Source organism: Nitrincola sp. A-D6 (genome assembly GCF_000764495.1).
Taxonomy (GTDB): Bacteria; Pseudomonadota; Gammaproteobacteria; order Pseudomonadales; family Balneatricaceae; genus Nitrincola.
This window is the reverse complement of the sequence record NZ_JRLB01000090.1, coordinates 1-17418: the sequence shown is the minus strand read 5'-3', so window position 1 is coordinate 17418 and position 17418 is coordinate 1. Positions and strand designations below refer to the sequence as shown.

The window sequence follows — 17418 nt, the reverse complement described above, 5'->3', positions numbered from 1 at the left end:
AGACACAGACACAGGTTAAACAAGCAGAAGACACGGTGACGGCCGTACAATCGTCGCTCAAAGCCAACTGGATGGTCTGGCTGGGAGGCTTGTGTGTGGGCTTATCTGGTATTTTCCTCGCGCGTTATTCGATTGAACAAGGCTTGCTGGGGCCGCAGGCCAGGATTCTGCTCGGTATTCTGTTAGGTCTGGGATTACTGGTCGCCGCCGAATGGCTCAGACGTAAAACGCAGACCGTCTATACCGCTGTTGCGGCACTGGCAGGGGGTGCCAGCGTGGTGCTCTACAGTGTCATCCTGTCAGCACTGCATCTGTATCAACTCTGGCCGCCGATGCTGGTATTTGCCCTGCTGGCTTTGGTCTCTCTGGGCAGCATGCTGCTGGCCGTCTGGCATGGTCCGGTTCTGGCGTTAATCGGTATTACCGGTGCCTACCTGGTACCCCTGATGCTGGGCAGCAGCGGCAGTGATCTGCTACCCGTGCTGATCTATGTGTTGATCATTACCGGATCGTCACTGGTTCTGCAGCGCTATGTTCAGAAAAGCTGGCTATTTGCACTCACACTGGCGGGAGCCTTAGCTGGTGGTGGTTAGTGCAGCTCAGTGGTCGTTCACTGGAGTGGACCGGACTCTATCTGACCTTGAGTGCCTATCTGTTTCTCAGTATTCCTGCTCTTAACGTCCGCCTGATGCACGCCATTGCAGATCAACCCAAACGCCGTTCAGTCAGAGCCTTTCTGCGCTTTGATAGCGATGCTCAGCAACGCCTGTTCATCGGCCTGGTATTGATCACCCTGGCACAGGCAATCAGTATTGCCCTGCACCCCGATTGGCAATCGGCGCTGTGGTACTGGTCACCGCTGTTGTTGCTGTTGCTGTTTGCCAGCCGTTTCAATGAAAGCCTGAAACTCCTGCCCTGGTGCACAGCCGTGTTACTCTTCTCCAGTCTGATTGCCGCGCACCTGCATTCAGGCTGGCAGATGCAATTGAGGTTCAGCTCCCTGCCGCCAGAGCAGCAACCGCTACTATTGCAGTTACTGTTATTCTGGACCCTGGCCTTTTGTGCACACGCCTTCTGGCAACTACGCAGCCACTGCCGCTACCCGGCACTGGTACTGTCCTTGGGCATACTCGCCCCGCTGATCGCACTGGCACTGGCCTGGCAACTGGCCGGTGATCTGTTACAAGACTGGTTCTGGAGCGCCGCATCTCTGTTATGTGGCCTGGCCTATATTGGCCGTGCACAACTGCGGGCGAAGCAGGATCGCAGCCGTAGCTGGCTGATCTTTGCCGGTCACCTGGCTACTCCCTTGCCGCCGTGATACTGCTGGAACCGGCCACCCTGACACTGGCACTGGCGGCTCAGGTGGTTTCACTGGCCTGGCTACACCAACAACATCCCGATCCGCTGCTAAGCGGGGTAATGAAAGCCCTGATCATGCTGATTCTGGCTCGCCTGACCCTGCAACCCTGGGTGTTGCAGCAGTATGATACATCCCTGCTCAGTTATGGCGGTTGCCTGCTACTGGTGCTGATTGCCAGCCGAATCAATCACCAGGACAAGTTAGCACGCTGGCTGGAAGGAGCCAGCCTGCATCTGCTGGTACTTTTCCTGGCGATGCTGCTGCGCTACTGGCTGCATGATGGCGCACTCTTTGTACACCACTACAGCTTCACCGAAGCGGCCTTCAACACCCTGATTTGGGGAGCGCTCGGACTGGTGTATTACTACCGCAGCGGCATGGCTGAGAATACCCGCAGGCTCTGCCTGTTCGCCTCGCGTCTGTTGTTGCTGGCCGCCGTACTTAACTATCTGCTACTACTCAGTTGGCTCAACCCGCTGTTCAATCCACAGATCAGCCTCAGCAGCACGCCCGTATTTAACGGCCTGCTGCTGGCCTATGCGGCTCCGGTACTGGTGTTTGTGCTGGCTGCTCGCTGGTATCTACAGGAATACCGCACAGTTTTCTGGGGACTGGCCGGCGTCGGCAGCTGGATTTTTGTTACCCTGGAGGTTCGTCACCTGTGGCAGGGCAGTCTGTCGACTGTTCTGCCGATGCAAAGTGGTGAGTTATACAGCTATTCCCTGGTCTGGCTACTCATGGCGGCGAGTGCCATGCTGTTGGGGTCACTACGCCAATGGATACGTCTGTATCAGACGGGCATGCTGCTGCTATTGATCACCATTGCCAAAATCTTCCTGATCGACATGTCCGACCTGACCGGCCTGCTGCGAGTGGCCTCGTTTATGGGATTGGGCCTGTGCTTACTGGGTCTGGCGTTTATGCATCAGTGGCTGGGCGTCCGCAGGGCGACTGTCAGCCAGCCTGCGGACGCATCCACACCGACAGATCCGTAAAAATAAAATCAACGCAGATTGCGCAAATTCTGACAAGAATACAGCAAGATCTGACAGCTATTTTCCAGCTGAGTGATGTAGATTATTGGAGACAATATAGAGGAATAAAACCGGTTACTGAACAATGAAGCTTCCTAGTTTCAAGAGTCTTTGGATTAGCCAGTAGGAGATAGATCATGACCCGCTTGGAGTCTTCACACGAGGCTAATCATCATTTCATTATTCAGACCCTTGTTCTATTACTGGGCGTAAGCGTCGTTGGCTCTAATGCTTTTCTAATGAGCCCAGTGATGCACGACATCAGCGCCAGTCTAAGCTCAAGCGTTGGTGAAACGGCACGCGCTGTAGCGGCTTATGGAGGGACACTGGCCTTAACCGGACTATTCCTTACCGGGTATGTGCAAAGGTTTGGGTATAAAACAGCCCTTATGCTATCTGGAGCGGTGCTCACAGGCGGCATTGCCTCTACAGGCCTGGCGTGGAACTGGCAAATGCTAGTAGTGAGTCAGGCCATTGCTGGATTGGGTGCAGGCATAATGCTACCGACGCTCTACTCTATGACCGCCGTAATCTCACCTAAAGGAAAAGAGTCTGCCACCTTAGGAAAGGTCATAACGGGTTGGTCTTTAGCCATGGTCGCTGGCGTGCCGTTGAGTGCATTTATCGCTGACTTGCTGTCATGGCGCTATGCTTATTTCTTAGTCAGTGGTTTGAGTCTGGCCGCAACCTTGGGTTTTTTGTGGCTACCCAAGCATGAGACTGGCAACAGAACAGAACCAACGTCATTACGCTCTGCATTCACGCTACCCGCTTCCCTGCCAACCTTTCTGATCTGCTTTCTTTACATGGTCAGCTTCTATGGCGTTTTTACCTTTTTGGGAAGTCATGTTCAATTGACGTTGCACTATTCCACCTTTTTTTCTGGCCTAACGGTGCTGGCTTATGGAGTAGGCTTCGGAGTGGCTGGACTGACCGGGAAGCGACTGGATGAACACACGCCGCAAAAACTCATTAAACCAACCCTGTTCAGCCTGACACTGATTTACCTGTCTTTTGTTCTTCTGGCAACGAGTTACTGGTTGTTGCTTGCCGGGTGCTTTATCTGGGGTTTTGCCAACCAGCTCGGACTTAACTGCCTGGTATCAATTCTAACCCAGCTTGATCAGAACCAGAGAGTAAGGTTGTTGGGGATATACAGCGCCGTAGCCTATAGCGGCACTATGGTAGCCGGTATAACCTTCGGGCTGATGTATGATATCGGGTCTTTTAACACCTTATTAGTGGCTGCATCAGCTTTGTGTTTCGCATCCTTTTTAATTAGCACAACGGCCTATAAACGTTGATTTTTATCATTAGTTTTTGTTGATTGGATTAACTGGCCAGTTTGTGTTTGTTCTACTTCCTGTTTATGCTCATTTGTTATTCAGTCAGCAATTAAGGCACAGCAATGGCTTCAAGCAGCACTGAGTTAGTACAGGGATGCGACTACATTCGCTCTATTCCGGGGAAGCTTCTTCTAAGCTCCAGCGGCTTCAGCCTGGATGGTTGCTTTGTTGGCTGGCATACCCAGCCTAACGCATTTATTGAAAGTAACCGACCTGCTACCACAGATCATCAATTTGTATTATATGAATCCGCACAAGAGCAGGGTGAATATCAGTATAACCAGGGTTTATGGAGAAAATACACCAAGCGAACCCATGACTGGTACATTGCTCCTGCCAATGAAAACAGTATCAGCTGGCGCTCAGTTACAAGCCACTCAACCCAGACCCCATCGATTTTCCGAATCCATATAACACCAGGAAAACTTCAATCTAAAGCCCTGGAAATGTTTTCTACCCATGCTTCTTCTCTGCAATTAGATCATAGAATGAACATTCAGGACTCATTGATGCTTGGGTTAGCCGGTGAACTTAAGCAGGAATTAAAAAGCCCCTGTAATTCATCGCTCCTGTACATTGAGCAACTAATCGACACCTTCTCTACCTACATTTTAAAACGTTATTGCCAATTAAACGCTGAGACTAGCAGTCGATTGCCGACGCTGAGCTTAACCCGCCAGCATAACCTGATTGACTATATCAATGATAATATTGGCAACGAACTTTCACTGGAGGCGCTTGCTGGCCGGGCCAGCTTGAGCAAGTATCATTTTGCCAGGGCGTTCAAGGAATCCTTCCGGACCACCCCGCATCAATATGTATTGAGATGCAGAATAGAGCACGCCATTGATCTACTGAGAAACACTGACTTTCCTATTTCCATCATTGCTGAGCAATGTGGATTTAGTAGTGCTTCTCGATTTTCAAAAGTGTTTTCTATTCTGCAGGGAATCAGCCCAAATCAATACCGTTATCGGCTAATAAATTAACGCTGACTGCGGTAAATTTTTTCAGCATTCATGCGGCTGCCCCAGGGCAGGCCGCTGTTCTGCCAGCCATTGACCACACGCATACCTGACTGTGGACCTTCTTTGGCTGAGCCGCCTGAAAGCCATTGATGACATAGTCGGTATTACTAAAGCCTTGCTCTTGCAAATAAAGTGCGCTGGGCTCACCGCGCTCACTGCCGGAACGGCACATGGTGATCACCTGCGCACTTTTATCCAGCCCACGTGCTTCCAGCAGAGCTTCAACTTCGGCCGCAAAATTCGGGTTCACCGACATGCGAAAGCGATTATTTTCTGCATCCCAGTCATAGCGATCAACCTGCATAAACGGAATATTGGCATCCACGACATCGGTTGAGCCAATAAACATGACCTCTACCGGATCGCGAACATCAATAAACAGTATTTGATCACCTTGCTCCTGCTTCAGAGCATAGGTTTCTTCAGGCGTCAGGCCCATGGCCAGCACTGGAGTGGAAAGCAACACAGACAAAGCCGCTGTAGCAAGAAGGGTTCGCATCGATATATTCCCTGGTTATAAATTAGAATATATTAATATTAGTAGATTACAGGCCTTCGGGCAATGCATGCTTTAGCCTATATGCCCGCAAGCAACCAGATAGCATCAACTCGGTGAAGTGCTGAGCAACATCTCCGCATAGCCTTCGCGAAAACTGGGGTAATGCCAGGTAAACCCGGTATCCTTTAAACGCTGATGACTAACCCGCTTACTCGGGCGTTGCATTGGCTGCTCTACTACATCATCTATTCCCATCTGCCCATGCAACCAATGCAACAGGTCATGGAGAGCGACCGGACAGGTATCTGTCAGGTTATAAGCTGCGGCTGTATCCAGGCCCTGACGGCGCCGCTGAATCAGGTGGGTTACCGCCCTGGCGGCATCATCAATATGAATGCGATTGGTGTACACCGGTTGATCAGAATCCGGCAAGATGCCGGTTCGAGCCTGTCGCAGCATGAATTCCCGTCCAGGCCCATAGAGACCCGATGGACGCAGCAAGGTCACAGGCTGCGACTGTTTAAGCCAAAAGTTTTCAGCGTCAACCAGTACTCGCGCCGTTTCCCGCTGGGGATCTATGAGCGCATCTTCATCGACCCACTCACCCTGCTGCTGCCCGTAAACACCAGTAGAGGAGATCAACCAGACATGCGCTTGCGGAGCCTCTCGGCGCAACCAGTCTGCGGCCTGCTGCGCTACTGCCAGATAAGCCCGGCGATAGGCCTCAGCACCTGATCCGGATGGCGATATGCACAACACCACATCATCCGGTATCAGGCTAGAGCCAGCCCAGGGTAATGCCGCATCCTGTTGCCAGAGTTCAATATCGGCGGGTGCCTGGTTACCACGACGCATGCCTACCACGCGGTTTCCAGCCTTGACGCCCAGTCGGGCAATACGACTGCCCAAGTCGCCCAACCCTACCATCAATAGTGTTTCAGCCATGCGTCATGCTCCTTTTGCAGACAGCCACAGAGGGTAAATTTCACTATCACCCCTTGGTGCAAGCCATGTTATTATTAAGCCAAATCATCAGATTAACATTGAATCGGAAGCCAGAACCATGACCAGAAAATACGCCCTGATGACGCTCACTTTAAGCGTGTTGCTATTCAGCAGCCTGACCCTGACTGGCTGTAATACCGTTGAAGGGCTGGGCAAAGATATCAAGCGTGGCGGTGAAAAAATTGAACGCGTCGGACGCAACTGATCAAAAAACCAATCAAGGCGTCAGTTTTAGCTGTCCAGTTTCTTCAATATTGATCATCGGCAACAGGCGTCCGGCATCCAGCCGGGCGTTAAAACTGTAATTAAGACTTTGGCGTTGAGTGTTGCTGAACAGGTCACCCAATAGCCGCGCACTGCCAAACAGATCCGGACTGGCCTGTATCACGAAATCTGCCTGGCCATAGGCCGGTACCGTCGGAATATCCGGCGTAGCGCCACTGAGAATACGATACCCTTCTATTTCAACCGCGTAGGTCATGCCACGAAAGGGCAACGCGGAACGGTTGGGGTTAATGATCTGTATGCCAATGTCGAAACGCGGTGCAACGCCTACTGTATTGGGCGCCAGCGTAAATGAGGTGATATTGACCTGGGGTTTTTCATAATTACCAGACAGTGCTGCGCAGGCATTCAGCCCCAGCAGCACAACCAACAAACCAACGAGCTGATATATTTTTCTCATCCTGCATTCCTTTGTTTACAGACAAACCTGTATTTATAAGAACATCTGACGGATGAGCCTTAGCTGAACAGAGCTACCGACTAAACCACCACCTCAGCCAGATTCCCTTTACTTTCCAACCAGGTCTTGCGATCTCCAGAGCGTTTTTTTGCCAACAGCATATCCATCAACTCCATGGTGCCGTCGGTCGAATCCAGTGTTAGCTGCACAAGTCGGCGGGTATCTGGTGACATGGTGGTTTCACGCAGTTGCAACGGGTTCATTTCACCCAAGCCTTTGAAACGCTGTACGCCGATTTTGGCATTACGGCGTTCAGCCCGAATACGGTCAATGATGGCATCACGCTCCTCTTCGTCCAGGGCGTAAAACACCTCTTTAGCAACATCGATACGGTAGAGAGGCGGCATAGCGACATAGATATGTCCGGCTTCGACCAGCGGACGGAAATGCTGTACAAACAACGCACACAGGAGTGTGGCGATGTGCAGACCGTCGGAGTCGGCATCGGCGAGAATACAGATTTTGTTATAGCGCAAGCCCTCCAGTTTGTCTGAGCCAGGATCTACGCCGATGGCGACAGAGATATCATGAATCTCTTGCGAGGCGAGCACTTCGGACGAGTCCACCTCCCAGGTATTCAGGATTTTACCGCGCAGGGGCATAATTGCCTGAAACTCACGGTTACGTGCTTGCTTGGCTGAGCCGCCAGCGGAGTCCCCTTCCACCAGAAACAGTTCGGAACGATCCGTATCCGCACCGGAGCAGTCGGCCAGCTTACCCGGCAACGCTGGCCCTTGGGTGATCTTTTTACGCACCACTTTTTTGTTGCTGCGCATGCGCTTCTGGGCATTATTGATCACCAGCTCAGCGATCTTTTCACCCTCTTCCACATGCTTGTTCAGCCACAGGGAGAAGGCATCTTTTACCGCACCGGAGATAAACGCCGCAATACCACGGGATGAAAGACGCTCTTTGGTTTGCCCGGAAAACTGCGCATCACGCATTTTCGCCGACAGTATGTAACAACACCTGTCCCAGATATCGTCAGGGGCCAGCTTGACGCCACGGGGTAACAGATTACGTATCTCACAGAACTCACGCATGGCTTCCAGCAGACCGGTACGCAAACCATTGACGTGGGTGCCGCCCTGAGCCGTCGGGATCAGGTTGACATAGCTTTCGGCGGTAATTTCCCCGCCATCCACCAGCCACTGCAACGCCCAGTCTACAGCATCTTCCTGACCGGTCAGGCTGCCGGTAAACGGCTCTTCCGGCAGAGTTTCCCATACCTGAGTGGTGCCTGTAAGATAGGATTCCAGCCCGGCTTCATAGAGCCAGACTTCCTGCTCTTTTTTGCCGCTGCTCATATCAGTGAAGCTGACTTTCAGGCCAGGACACAATACCGCTTTGGCACGCAGATTATGCTTCAGGCGCGTCAGGCTGAATTTTGGGCTGTCGAAGTATTTAGGGTCCGGGGTGAAGCGAACCGTTGTACCGGTATTGCGCTTGCCACAGCTGCCGATCACTTCCAGATCAGAGACTTTTTCACCATCAGCAAAGCCGATCCGGTGCACCTGTCCGTCACGGCGTATCTCTACATGCAGGAGTTTTGACAGGGCGTTAACCACAGACACACCCACACCATGAAGACCACCGGAAAAGCTGTAGTTGTCGTTATTGAACTTACCCCCGGCATGCAGCCGGGTGAGAATCAATTCCACCCCGCTCACGCCCTCTTCAGGGTGAATATCCACCGGCATGCCGCGACCATCATCGCTGACCGACAGTGAGCCATCTTCGTGCAGCACCACATCAATTTCTTTGGCATGGCCAGCCAAGGCCTCATCTACGGAGTATCGATAACTTCCTGAGCCAGATGGTTAGGTCTATCGGTTTCGGTGTACATCCCCGGTCGACGTTTGACCGGATCAAGACCACTGAGAACTTCAATCGCATCGGCATTATATTGTTTGGTCATGCGTTTTCCTGTTTAACCTTCGACTACTTCAGGTAAAGAGATAAGGGGCGGTAACTCGACACGCCCTTGGGCAAAAGCCACTACAGCCGGAATCAGTCTATCAAACGCCTCAAAGCCGTGACTGCCCCCTGGTTGCACATAGTGCACCGCCTGTTGGTATTTTTCTACCGCCTCACGGTAATCCAGGGTTTCATCCGCCGTTTGCACCAGCAACAGATAACGTGAAGGATCTTGCAGTTGCTCGACACGCAGCGCCTGCAATTGCTTCAGGTGCTCACGGGTCAGATGGTAGCGCTCATGGGTATAGATATTTTCATTTTCGCCCAGCCAGTCCGCCAGCAGACGATCCGGATTAACAGCTGGATTCACCAACACACTGCGTAATCGCGGGTTCTGTTCGGTCAACCAGGTGCTGTAAAAACCACCTAGCGAACTACCAATCAGGGTAATGTCACGATCCCAGGCGGCATCGATCAGCAAGCCTAACTGACGAACCGCTTCGGCTGGCCAGTGAGACAAGCTGGGTACCAGCAGATCTGCAGGCGAATCGGCGGCTGACAGCAGACTCTTGAGTTGTTGCGCTTTCCATGAGTCCGGTGAGCTGTTAAAGCCGTGCACATAGATCAGCAGCGGTTTGTGCCTGGTGTTTGTCATCAGAGAGCGTCCTTGTCTTGATTGTCCAATGTGACACTTTCACACCCTGCCTCTATTCTCCCATCTGGCCAGAGTTGATACCAGCGGTAGGCGGGTAAAGTCACCGCGGTATCCGGTTGAAACTGGGCAGCGGTTGAGGGTGATGACCACACACACACGCCCTGGCGCTGCCAGCTCAGTGCCTGATGCAGGTGACCACAGATCACTGCTTTGCACTGGGGTGCCCGTTCAATTACGGCCCAAAACGCATCCGCATTGCTGAGCATAATCTGGTCCTGCCAATCGGTGCCACTGGGTAAGGGATTGTGGTGCAGGGCAATCAGGGTAGGTGTATCCATGGTTGCTTGCAGCTGCAGCGCTAAACCTTCCAGACTTGCAGGCGATACCGCACCACTGCCACGGCCATCGGGTTCATGATTAGAATCCAGGCAGATCAACTGCCAGTCCTGCAAAGGAGTAACCTCAGCAAACAGCTGCGGTGCCGCCTGCTGCATCGCCGGGACATTGTCATGATTGCCGGCAAACCAGATGATGGGAAGCTCTAAAGGAGCCAGCAACGCGAGTAATTCCCGGTAAACCGCAGCATCAGCATGATGTACCAGATCTCCGCTGAGCAGCAACAAATCAAAATGGCGCTGTGAATGACGAAGGTGTCTGACTACAGCCTGCAGTGTGTGGCGAGGATCGACCCCGCGAAACAGTTCACCAGCCTGAGGGGTCAGGTGACAATCACTCAGTTGTAATAAAGATACCGGCTTCATGAAAGCAGCACCGGCTCCTGTTCCTGGCCATAACGCAGGCACTGATTGAGCCATTCACTCAGATAGAGGTTCAACTGATGCTTTTCATCCGGCTGGTGCATATCCGGATTGGGGTAACCATACACACCACTGAGCTGACGACGTCGGCGGGCACAGATCACCTCGGCCATACCGGCATCATGGTAAAGGCGGATCACCAGTTCTGGCGCTTCAAGCCAGCGCGACCCACCTGGCTGTGACTGGCGCATAATCACCGTGCTGGTATAACGAAACACTTCATCAACTTGCAGGGTCACACGTACCTGCTGTGCATTGTGACACAGGTCGAATTCTCGGCACATCGCCTGCTGCTGCGGTAGCAGTTTTAGCAGGCGGGCATAGTTTCCCTGACAAATCGCCATCTGGCGGGTCAGGTCGGGTACGTATTTACGCTTCATTGTCTCTCTGGATTAACCCAACACCGCGTTCACGGATACTCGGGTAGTTAAGCTTAAGCCACTGAACCGCGATGATAATCGCACCATTGTTCAACTGGCCAGCATCAAGTAGTTCAAAAACGTCGTTAACGGCGAGTCGCAGCACACGAATATCTTCACCTTCATCAGCCAGCCCATGCAAACCTTCAGCGGCACTGGCATCAACAAAACCATACAGCAGATGAATCCATTCATCCATACCACCGGGGCTGGGTAAATACCCCATGATTGGGGTCAGATACTGTACGGCAAGGCCAGCTTCTTCCAGAGTTTCCCGCTCAGCAACAGCCACGGCGCTCTCATCACTTTCAATCATGCCCGCGACCAGTTCCAGCAACCAGGGACCACCCGGAGCCGCTAAAGCACCGGGACGAAACTGCTCTATCAACACCAGCTCTTCATGCTGTGGGTCCAGCAATAGCACAGCAACAGCATTACCACGGCGAAAAATTTCCCGTGTTACAGTTTCCTGTTCACCATCAAAACGCGCATGCTGCAGCTGCAGCTGATGCATTTTAAAAAAACCGTTATATACACAGCGATCATCTTTAACCCTTACATCCTGTTGCGTAAAGGCTGGCTGCCAATTTTTCATGTTTCCCCCTGCTGTTCCAGTACATAGAGCAGAAAACTTTCAGCCGATACCGGGCGGCTATACCAGTAGCCTTGAAAACCACTACAATTCACATCAAGTAAAAAGTCGCGTTGTGCCTGGGTTTCTACGCCTTCTGCTACAACCCAGAGATTTAACTCACTGGCAAGACTGATAATAATACGTGTTATCGCTGCATCATTGGCATCAGACGGTAAGCCATCAATAAAGCAACGATCAATCTTCAACTGATCCAGAGGCAACTGCTTGATATAGGCCAGCGACGAGTAGCCGGTACCAAAATCATCCAGCGCAAAACCTATTCCCTGCTGTTTCAGAAAGCGCATACGCTCAATAGCGAAATCTATATCATCAATCAGCAGACTTTCAGTCAATTCCAGTTTAAGTCTTTCTGGCTTAATTGCATATTGCGCCACCAACGCCAGTAGTGCATCTACAAAGTCGGCTTGTTTAAACTGATGAGTGCTGATATTCACTGACAGCGTAAGATCACGTGTCTGCTCTCGCTTTGTCCAATCCGACAATTGCTGGCAGGCTGCTTCCAGTACCCAATGACCCAGAGGCAAAATCAAACCAGATGCTTCAGCCACAGGAATAAATTCAACCGGACCAACTAACCCTCGCTGTGGATGTTCCCAGCGAACCAATGCTTCGGCACCAGTTACTATGCCAGCCGCATTGACCTGGGGCTGATAGTAAAGCAACAGCTGCTCCTGCTCTATGGCAACACGCAATTCAGACTCCATCTGTGCACGCAATGAAATAGCTTCCTGCATGGCTGGGTCATAGAAATACAGGCGATTACGACCCGCCTCTTTGGCTTTATACATCGCCAGATCAGCTTGTTTGAGTAAGTCATCGGCTGCGACACTGCCATTAATCAGCGTAATGCCAATGCTCGGCGTACTGTAATGAGATTGACCTTCAAAACGATATTCCTGGCGCAGGGTTTCGAGTATTTTATCGGCCACTTTGCGGGCAACACTTCCGGCATCAGGCTCACTGCTACTCAGACTCCCCAGCATCACCACAAACTCATCGCCACCAAAACGCGCTACGGTATCTTCCTCACGGACACAAAAGCTCACTCGGTGGGCGACCTGCTGCAGCAACTGGTCACCTGTATCGTGACCTAGCGTATCGTTGAGCGTTTTAAAGTTATCCAGATCAATAAACAATAACGCGCCATATTCCTGGTTACGTTGATTACGTCGTTGCTGCAACTCCAACCGATCAATCAGCAGGCGTCGGTTAGCCAATCCGGTCAGGGCATCATAAAAGGCTAAATGACGGATCTTATCCTCCATCGCCTTGCGCTCGGTAATATCGGTAGAAATACCACAAAGACCGTATACTTTGCCGTTCTCACTACGCAGAGGCAGTTTCACCGTCATAAAGACATGGTTATTGCCATTAGAACACAGGGTACGCACCTCTTCGGTAGCCACCCGCTGCTCCTGAAGTATCACTCTGGCATCATCTTCCGCTGTTTGTGTGGCAGAATCGGCATCAAAAAAAGCGCTGTCTTGCTGCCCCAATATCTGCTCAACTGACATGCCCAGCAACTTTTCCATATTGCGGTTAACATAAGAGTATCGATAGTGGGTATCCTTGATGAAAATATACGCTTCGACACTATTCAATATGGTCGTGAGGTTATTTTCACTGCGGCTCAGCTCAATGGCTTTCTCGCTTAGTGCCTTCTGCTGAGCATCCAGTTCAGCGTGGTAAGCCTTGAATAAGCCGGATGACCAGCGCGAAAAGAACAAAGAACCCACTAACGCGACAAACAACGAAAAAACTATCGCAATCAGGTAGGTTTGCCAGGAGTGCGTTGATATGGACTTAAAGGCCTGCACCTCATCCTGAAGTATACCCTTGACTTCATCTTCAAAAATGGTCGATATAAGAATCCAGTCCCAGTGATCAGCGGGTTCCACCAAGGCCATTTTCCATGACGGCTTGCCGGTATTGGGATCCGGCCAAAGGTAGCGCATAAAACCACCACCCTGTTCAGCAACTTCAAGCATCTGACTGATCGCTTGCTGCTCCAGATTGTCGTGTTTCTCAAATTCCTGCTGTTCAAGGTGCGCACTGTCAATCGATAATAACACCTGACCGGTTGTATTGATGATGCCTGTGTAACCCGTTTCACCTATACGACGGTTACGTATCTGTTTGATCATTTGTTGTTGCTGCAGCAACTCCCATTCATAGGTGTAATCACCGGCACCAATCAACCAGTCATAGGGTTCAAAATAACGCACATACGCCAATTTATCCGCCATCGCATCCGGGTTATCCGGTCGATACCAACGATAGGAAGAAAACCCTTCACCGACGGGCTGGCGAGCCGCATCAATCAGCCCCTGCATAATAAAATGACCGGTATCATCCTGATTATCGGGTAGCAACTGACCTTCAAAATGCGGGGCTGTAGGCAAGAGTACAAACCGGCCACTCATTTCATCAATAAAGTAATAGCCACGCTGATCAAAGAAACGTAATGGCCGCAGGGTTTCAATAATTAGCCTTTGTATGTCAGCGTCAGTTTGCAAGCCCTGCTGTTGTTGATAAAGTGCATTAGCCATATCCCAGGCCATATCCACCATTTCAACCAGACCTTGGCGCAGCAGAGTTTCAGTCTGAGAATGAGTAAAGACAATAGAGGATTTGACCGCTTGCATCTCGCGCCATAAACGCTCTTGCAACTGCAGTAAGGAAGACGCTTCGATACGCTGAATGGATGCATTATGCTCGGCAATTTTCTGCCAGGTGAAAAAACCTGACAGAATTAATGTAAGCAGTGTCACAATCAGCAGGGTGCCTACCAAATGCAGGCGCGGTAAGGTTCGGGACTTTTTTTGACAGCTGCATACTTCACTAACCGGCAATGACGTAAACTGTAAATCATAAGCTTTTATAACAAAGCTGACCAGATGAAAGATTTTTGGCTCAGCCAGCTGAAAAATGCCGCAACTGCTGAATTTCTTCTGGCCAGATCGCCGGTTCAATGGTTTCCAGTATCAATGGCATACGTTGAAAGCGAGGGTCCTGCATCAGGTACTTAAATACCGACCACCCAATTTCGCCCTGCCCCAGCGAATGGTGTCGATCAATGCGGCTATTCAAGCTCCCCTTGGAATCATTCAGATGCATTGCTTTCAGATATGCAAACCCCACCAATTTTTCAAACTCGGCAAAGGTTTGCTCACAGGCTTCGGGGGTACGCAAATCATAGCCGCCTGCAAAGATGTGACAGGTATCGATACAAACACCGATACGGGTCTTATCATCAACCTGGTCTATGATCTCCGCCAGATGTTCGAAGCGATAGCCTAAATTACTGCCCTGCCCAGCGGTAGCTCTATGACAGCCGTCACCCCATCAGTCTGATCCAGCGCCAGATTGATCGACTCCGCAACACGAGCGAGGCATTCCGACTCACTGATCTCACGCAGATGGCTACCGGGATGGAAGTTCAACCAAACCAGCCCCAACTGCTCACAGCGTTGCATTTCGTCAACGAAAGCAGCCCGTGATTTAGCCAAAGCATCCGCACCAGGATGCCCCAAATTAATCAGGTAGCTATCATGTGGAAGAATCTGCTCCGGGCGAAAGCATACTGATCACAGCGCTGCCTGAAAGCAGCGATACTGGTTTCAGTTAAGGGTTTGGCATCCCAGCGACGCTGATTTTAGGTGAACAGAGCAAAGGCATTAGCTCCTATCGCCTGTGCATTTTCAGGCGCATTTTCAACACCGCCAGAGGCACTGACATGTGCACCAACCCAATACTCACTCAAAGGCATCTCCTGTCAATTAATCACGAATCGGCTCAGTTAGCTGAAACGCTCTTCAAGGTAGGTATTGATCGCAGCAGATTCATATAACCAGGTAACCCGATCGGCTTCTTCAATCCGCAGGCAAGGCACCTGAATCTTCCCACCCTGCTGCTGCAGTTCCTCACGTGCCTGTGGATCATTTTTGGCATCACGTACGGCCACATTCAGATTCAGTCGGTGCAGTGTGCGACGGGTTTTCACACAAAACGGACAGGCACGAAACTGATACAGCGCCAGTTTCTGTGTAGCCTGGTCAACTTCAGCCTGCAGCTCAGCAGGACGCGGCATCTTGCGTGGGCGGGTAATAAAGTCGATAAAGATAATCAAATTTCCCAAGCCATTACGTAACGCTTTTACTAACATAACCTTCCCACCTAGCTGTAAATCAAAGGCGCTGAGTTTAACAGAATCTGGTGGAGTTAGCAGGCAAACCAGCTTTTCTGGGCTAATGGGCTAATGGGATCGGCTCTGTCTGACACGCCGTAAACCCATCCCTGGGGGCTCCCGTGCGCCTTCCATGGCGCACAGGGTCAGCCAGAGCCGATCCCATCAGCCCTCACAAGCTTGGGTGCCCGCTGAAAGTTTGAAAAGCACTATTTCAGAGTTTGGTATATACGTTGCCCCTGCAGTCTTCTCCAAATCCGTGTGCGATATAATCTGGCACAGGGCTGTCGGCGGGGTGGTGGTATCGCTTTGGGGTGACCGTCTGGCGCCAAGGCCGAAAAATGCTCCTGCATTTTCGGCATTTCCGCCGTCCATGGCGGTCAGAGCGGCAGCCGAGCGGTCATGGATGACGAAAAGCGCGTCACACCAAAGCGATACCACCATCCAGCATGGCACTGATCTAAACCATGAGTCACACCGAACCGATGCCCCCAACATGGCACTAAAGGGTACTGACCCCTTTTAAAAGAAAAACCCGGTGCACTAGGCGACCGGGCTATAAAGGGGGGAACGCTGTTACAATCAGGCAGCGGCTTCGTCTTCCACTGAGGAGCGGATCAGATAATCAAACGCACCTAACGCCGCTGCAGAGCCATTGCCCATGGCAATAATAATCTGTTTATAAGGCACATTGGTTACATCACCGGCGGCAAACACACCGGGAAGATGCGTTTCTCCGTGTGAATTGACTTCGATTTCACCAAAACGTGTCAATTGCAGATCATCTTTCAACCAGTCGGTATTCGGTACCAGACCGATCTGTACAAAGATACCCGCCACATCCACATCGTACATCTGTCCATCGTTACGGTCTTTATAGGTTAAACCGATCACTTTCTTGCCATCACCACGCACTTGCGTCGTTTGTGCCATCTTAATGATGGTGATATTGGCCATGGAGCTGCTTTTTTCTGCAACACCGCGTCAGCACGCAGGGTGTCGCCAAATTCCAGCACGGTGACATGTTCAACAATACCGGCCAGGTCGATAGCTGCTTCAATACCGGAGTTACCGCCACCAATAACCGCGACACGTTTGCCTTTAAACAACGGACCGTCACAGTGTGGGCAATAGGCTACGCCTTTACCACGGTATTCCTGCTCACCCGGTACGTTCATTTCACGCCAGCGCGCACCCGTAGCCAGAATGACCGACTTGCTTTTCAGCGTGGCACCATTTTCAAGGTCGATTTCAACCAGCTTTTCCCGGCGCAGTTTGCGCGCACGCTGATTGTCCATAATGTCGACTTCATACTCTTTAACATGCTGCTCAAGACTGGCAACCAGTTTCGGGCCCTCGGTGTAGTTAACCGAGATAAAGTTTTCAATGCCTACGGTGTCCATCACCTGTCCACCGAAACGCTCGGCAACCAGACCTGTACGTATGCCTTTGCGTGCCGCATAGATCGCTGCCGCTGCGCCGGCGGGTCCACCACCGACAATCAGTACATCGTAAGGCTCTTTTTCGTTCAGGCTGGCGGCTTCACGTTTGTCTGCACCTGAATCGACTTTGTTCAAAATCTCTTTCAGTGTCATACGCCCCTGACCAAACGGCTTGCCATTTAGCAGCACGGTTGGAACGGCCATGATTTCCCGCTCAGCCACTTCATCCTGAAACAAGGCACCATCAATCATCACACTGGTGACGTTCGGATTCAGCACCGCCATCAGGTTCAGTGCCTGCACCAC

The 17418-nt window shown here is 51.4% G+C and carries 16 protein-coding genes and 3 pseudogenes; 7 read left to right on the top strand and 12 right to left on the bottom strand.

All coding sequences use genetic code 11. From position 1 onward, the window contains the following. Nucleotides 1–35 precede the first annotated feature (35 nt). The 5 genes from LH51_RS14400 to LH51_RS19445 all read left to right on the top strand — a co-directional run bounded on the left by LH51_RS14400 (nt 36) and on the right by LH51_RS19445 (nt 4732). Nucleotides 36–593 (top strand): DUF2339 domain-containing protein, encoded by a 558-nt coding sequence (locus LH51_RS14400; protein ID WP_036523337.1) that lies wholly within the window; start codon nt 36–38, stop codon nt 591–593. Then, nucleotides 593–1321: a hypothetical protein gene (locus tag LH51_RS19450; protein ID WP_052063814.1), complete on the top strand. Its 729-nt coding sequence runs from the start codon at nt 593–595 to the stop codon at nt 1319–1321. Before LH51_RS14400 ends, LH51_RS19450 begins: the two co-directional genes overlap by 1 nt. Then, nucleotides 1318–2358, top strand: coding sequence for a DUF2339 domain-containing protein (locus LH51_RS14395; RefSeq protein ID WP_052063813.1), 1041 nt, complete (start codon nt 1318–1320; stop codon nt 2356–2358). Before LH51_RS19450 ends, LH51_RS14395 begins: the two co-directional genes overlap by 4 nt. Before the next feature lie 176 nt (nt 2359–2534). Beyond that, complete coding sequence (locus LH51_RS14390) at nt 2535–3701, top strand: MFS transporter (RefSeq protein ID WP_036523334.1); 1167 nt, start codon at nt 2535–2537, stop codon at nt 3699–3701. Between the two features lie 104 nt (nt 3702–3805). Further along, nucleotides 3806–4732, top strand: a complete 927-nt coding sequence (locus LH51_RS19445; RefSeq protein ID WP_052063812.1) for a helix-turn-helix domain-containing protein — start codon at nt 3806–3808, stop codon at nt 4730–4732. 28 nt (nt 4733–4760) lie between these two features. Here the strand turns inward: LH51_RS19445 and LH51_RS14380 are convergent, their stop codons facing one another. Both LH51_RS14380 and LH51_RS14375 read right to left on the bottom strand, forming a co-directional pair. Beyond that, nucleotides 4761–5270, bottom strand: coding sequence for a sulfurtransferase (locus tag LH51_RS14380; RefSeq protein WP_200882012.1), 510 nt, complete (start codon nt 5268–5270; stop codon nt 4761–4763). A gap of 105 nt (nt 5271–5375) precedes the next feature. Further along, nucleotides 5376–6215, bottom strand: a complete 840-nt coding sequence (locus tag LH51_RS14375; protein WP_036523331.1) for an NAD-dependent epimerase/dehydratase family protein — start codon at nt 6213–6215, stop codon at nt 5376–5378. A 118-nt stretch (nt 6216–6333) separates the two neighbouring features. Between LH51_RS14375 and LH51_RS20140 the strand changes: the two genes are divergently transcribed. Then, nucleotides 6334–6480 (top strand): entericidin A/B family lipoprotein, encoded by a 147-nt coding sequence (locus LH51_RS20140; RefSeq protein ID WP_081960836.1) that lies wholly within the window; start codon nt 6334–6336, stop codon nt 6478–6480. A 12-nt stretch (nt 6481–6492) separates the two neighbouring features. Here the strand turns inward: LH51_RS20140 and LH51_RS14370 are convergent, their stop codons facing one another. From LH51_RS14370 to LH51_RS14330, 9 genes and pseudogenes are all read right to left on the bottom strand, one after another. Beyond that, a complete protein-coding gene (locus tag LH51_RS14370; protein ID WP_036523328.1) occupies nt 6493–6960 on the bottom strand; it encodes an LEA type 2 family protein in 468 nt (155 codons plus the stop codon). Between the two features lie 80 nt (nt 6961–7040). Further along, a pseudogene (parE, locus tag LH51_RS14365) lies at nt 7041–8938 on the bottom strand (DNA topoisomerase IV subunit B). Between the two features lie 12 nt (nt 8939–8950). Then, on the bottom strand, nt 8951–9592 hold the full coding sequence (locus LH51_RS14360; RefSeq protein ID WP_036523325.1) for a YqiA/YcfP family alpha/beta fold hydrolase: 642 nt from the start codon (nt 9590–9592) through the stop codon (nt 8951–8953). Continuing rightward, nucleotides 9592–10353: a metallophosphoesterase gene (locus LH51_RS14355; RefSeq protein WP_036523322.1), complete on the bottom strand. Its 762-nt coding sequence runs from the start codon at nt 10351–10353 to the stop codon at nt 9592–9594. The genes LH51_RS14360 and LH51_RS14355 overlap by 1 nt, the downstream gene beginning before the upstream one ends. Then, nucleotides 10350–10790 carry a DUF1249 domain-containing protein gene (locus LH51_RS14350; protein WP_036523319.1) on the bottom strand — a complete coding sequence of 147 codons (441 nt, stop codon included), beginning with the start codon at nt 10788–10790 and terminating at the stop codon, nt 10350–10352. The genes LH51_RS14355 and LH51_RS14350 overlap by 4 nt, the downstream gene beginning before the upstream one ends. Continuing rightward, complete coding sequence (locus tag LH51_RS14345; RefSeq protein WP_036523316.1) at nt 10780–11424, bottom strand: NUDIX domain-containing protein; 645 nt, start codon at nt 11422–11424, stop codon at nt 10780–10782. Before LH51_RS14345 ends, LH51_RS14350 begins: the two co-directional genes overlap by 11 nt. Then, a complete protein-coding gene (locus LH51_RS20135; protein ID WP_200882011.1) occupies nt 11421–14255 on the bottom strand; it encodes a bifunctional diguanylate cyclase/phosphodiesterase in 2835 nt (944 codons plus the stop codon). Before LH51_RS20135 ends, LH51_RS14345 begins: the two co-directional genes overlap by 4 nt. Before the next feature lie 142 nt (nt 14256–14397). Then, nucleotides 14398–15253, bottom strand: a pseudogene (gene nfo, locus LH51_RS14335) (deoxyribonuclease IV). A gap of 30 nt (nt 15254–15283) precedes the next feature. Further along, nucleotides 15284–15649, bottom strand: a complete 366-nt coding sequence (locus LH51_RS14330; RefSeq protein ID WP_036523312.1) for a glutaredoxin family protein — start codon at nt 15647–15649, stop codon at nt 15284–15286. A 220-nt stretch (nt 15650–15869) separates the two neighbouring features. Between LH51_RS14330 and LH51_RS20625 the strand changes: the two genes are divergently transcribed. Further along, nucleotides 15870–16196 (top strand): hypothetical protein, encoded by a 327-nt coding sequence (locus LH51_RS20625; protein ID WP_144244284.1) that lies wholly within the window; start codon nt 15870–15872, stop codon nt 16194–16196. 56 nt (nt 16197–16252) lie between these two features. Here LH51_RS20625 and ahpF read toward each other — a convergent pair. Beyond that, nucleotides 16253–17418: pseudogene (ahpF, locus tag LH51_RS14320) on the bottom strand (alkyl hydroperoxide reductase subunit F); the annotation flags it as partial.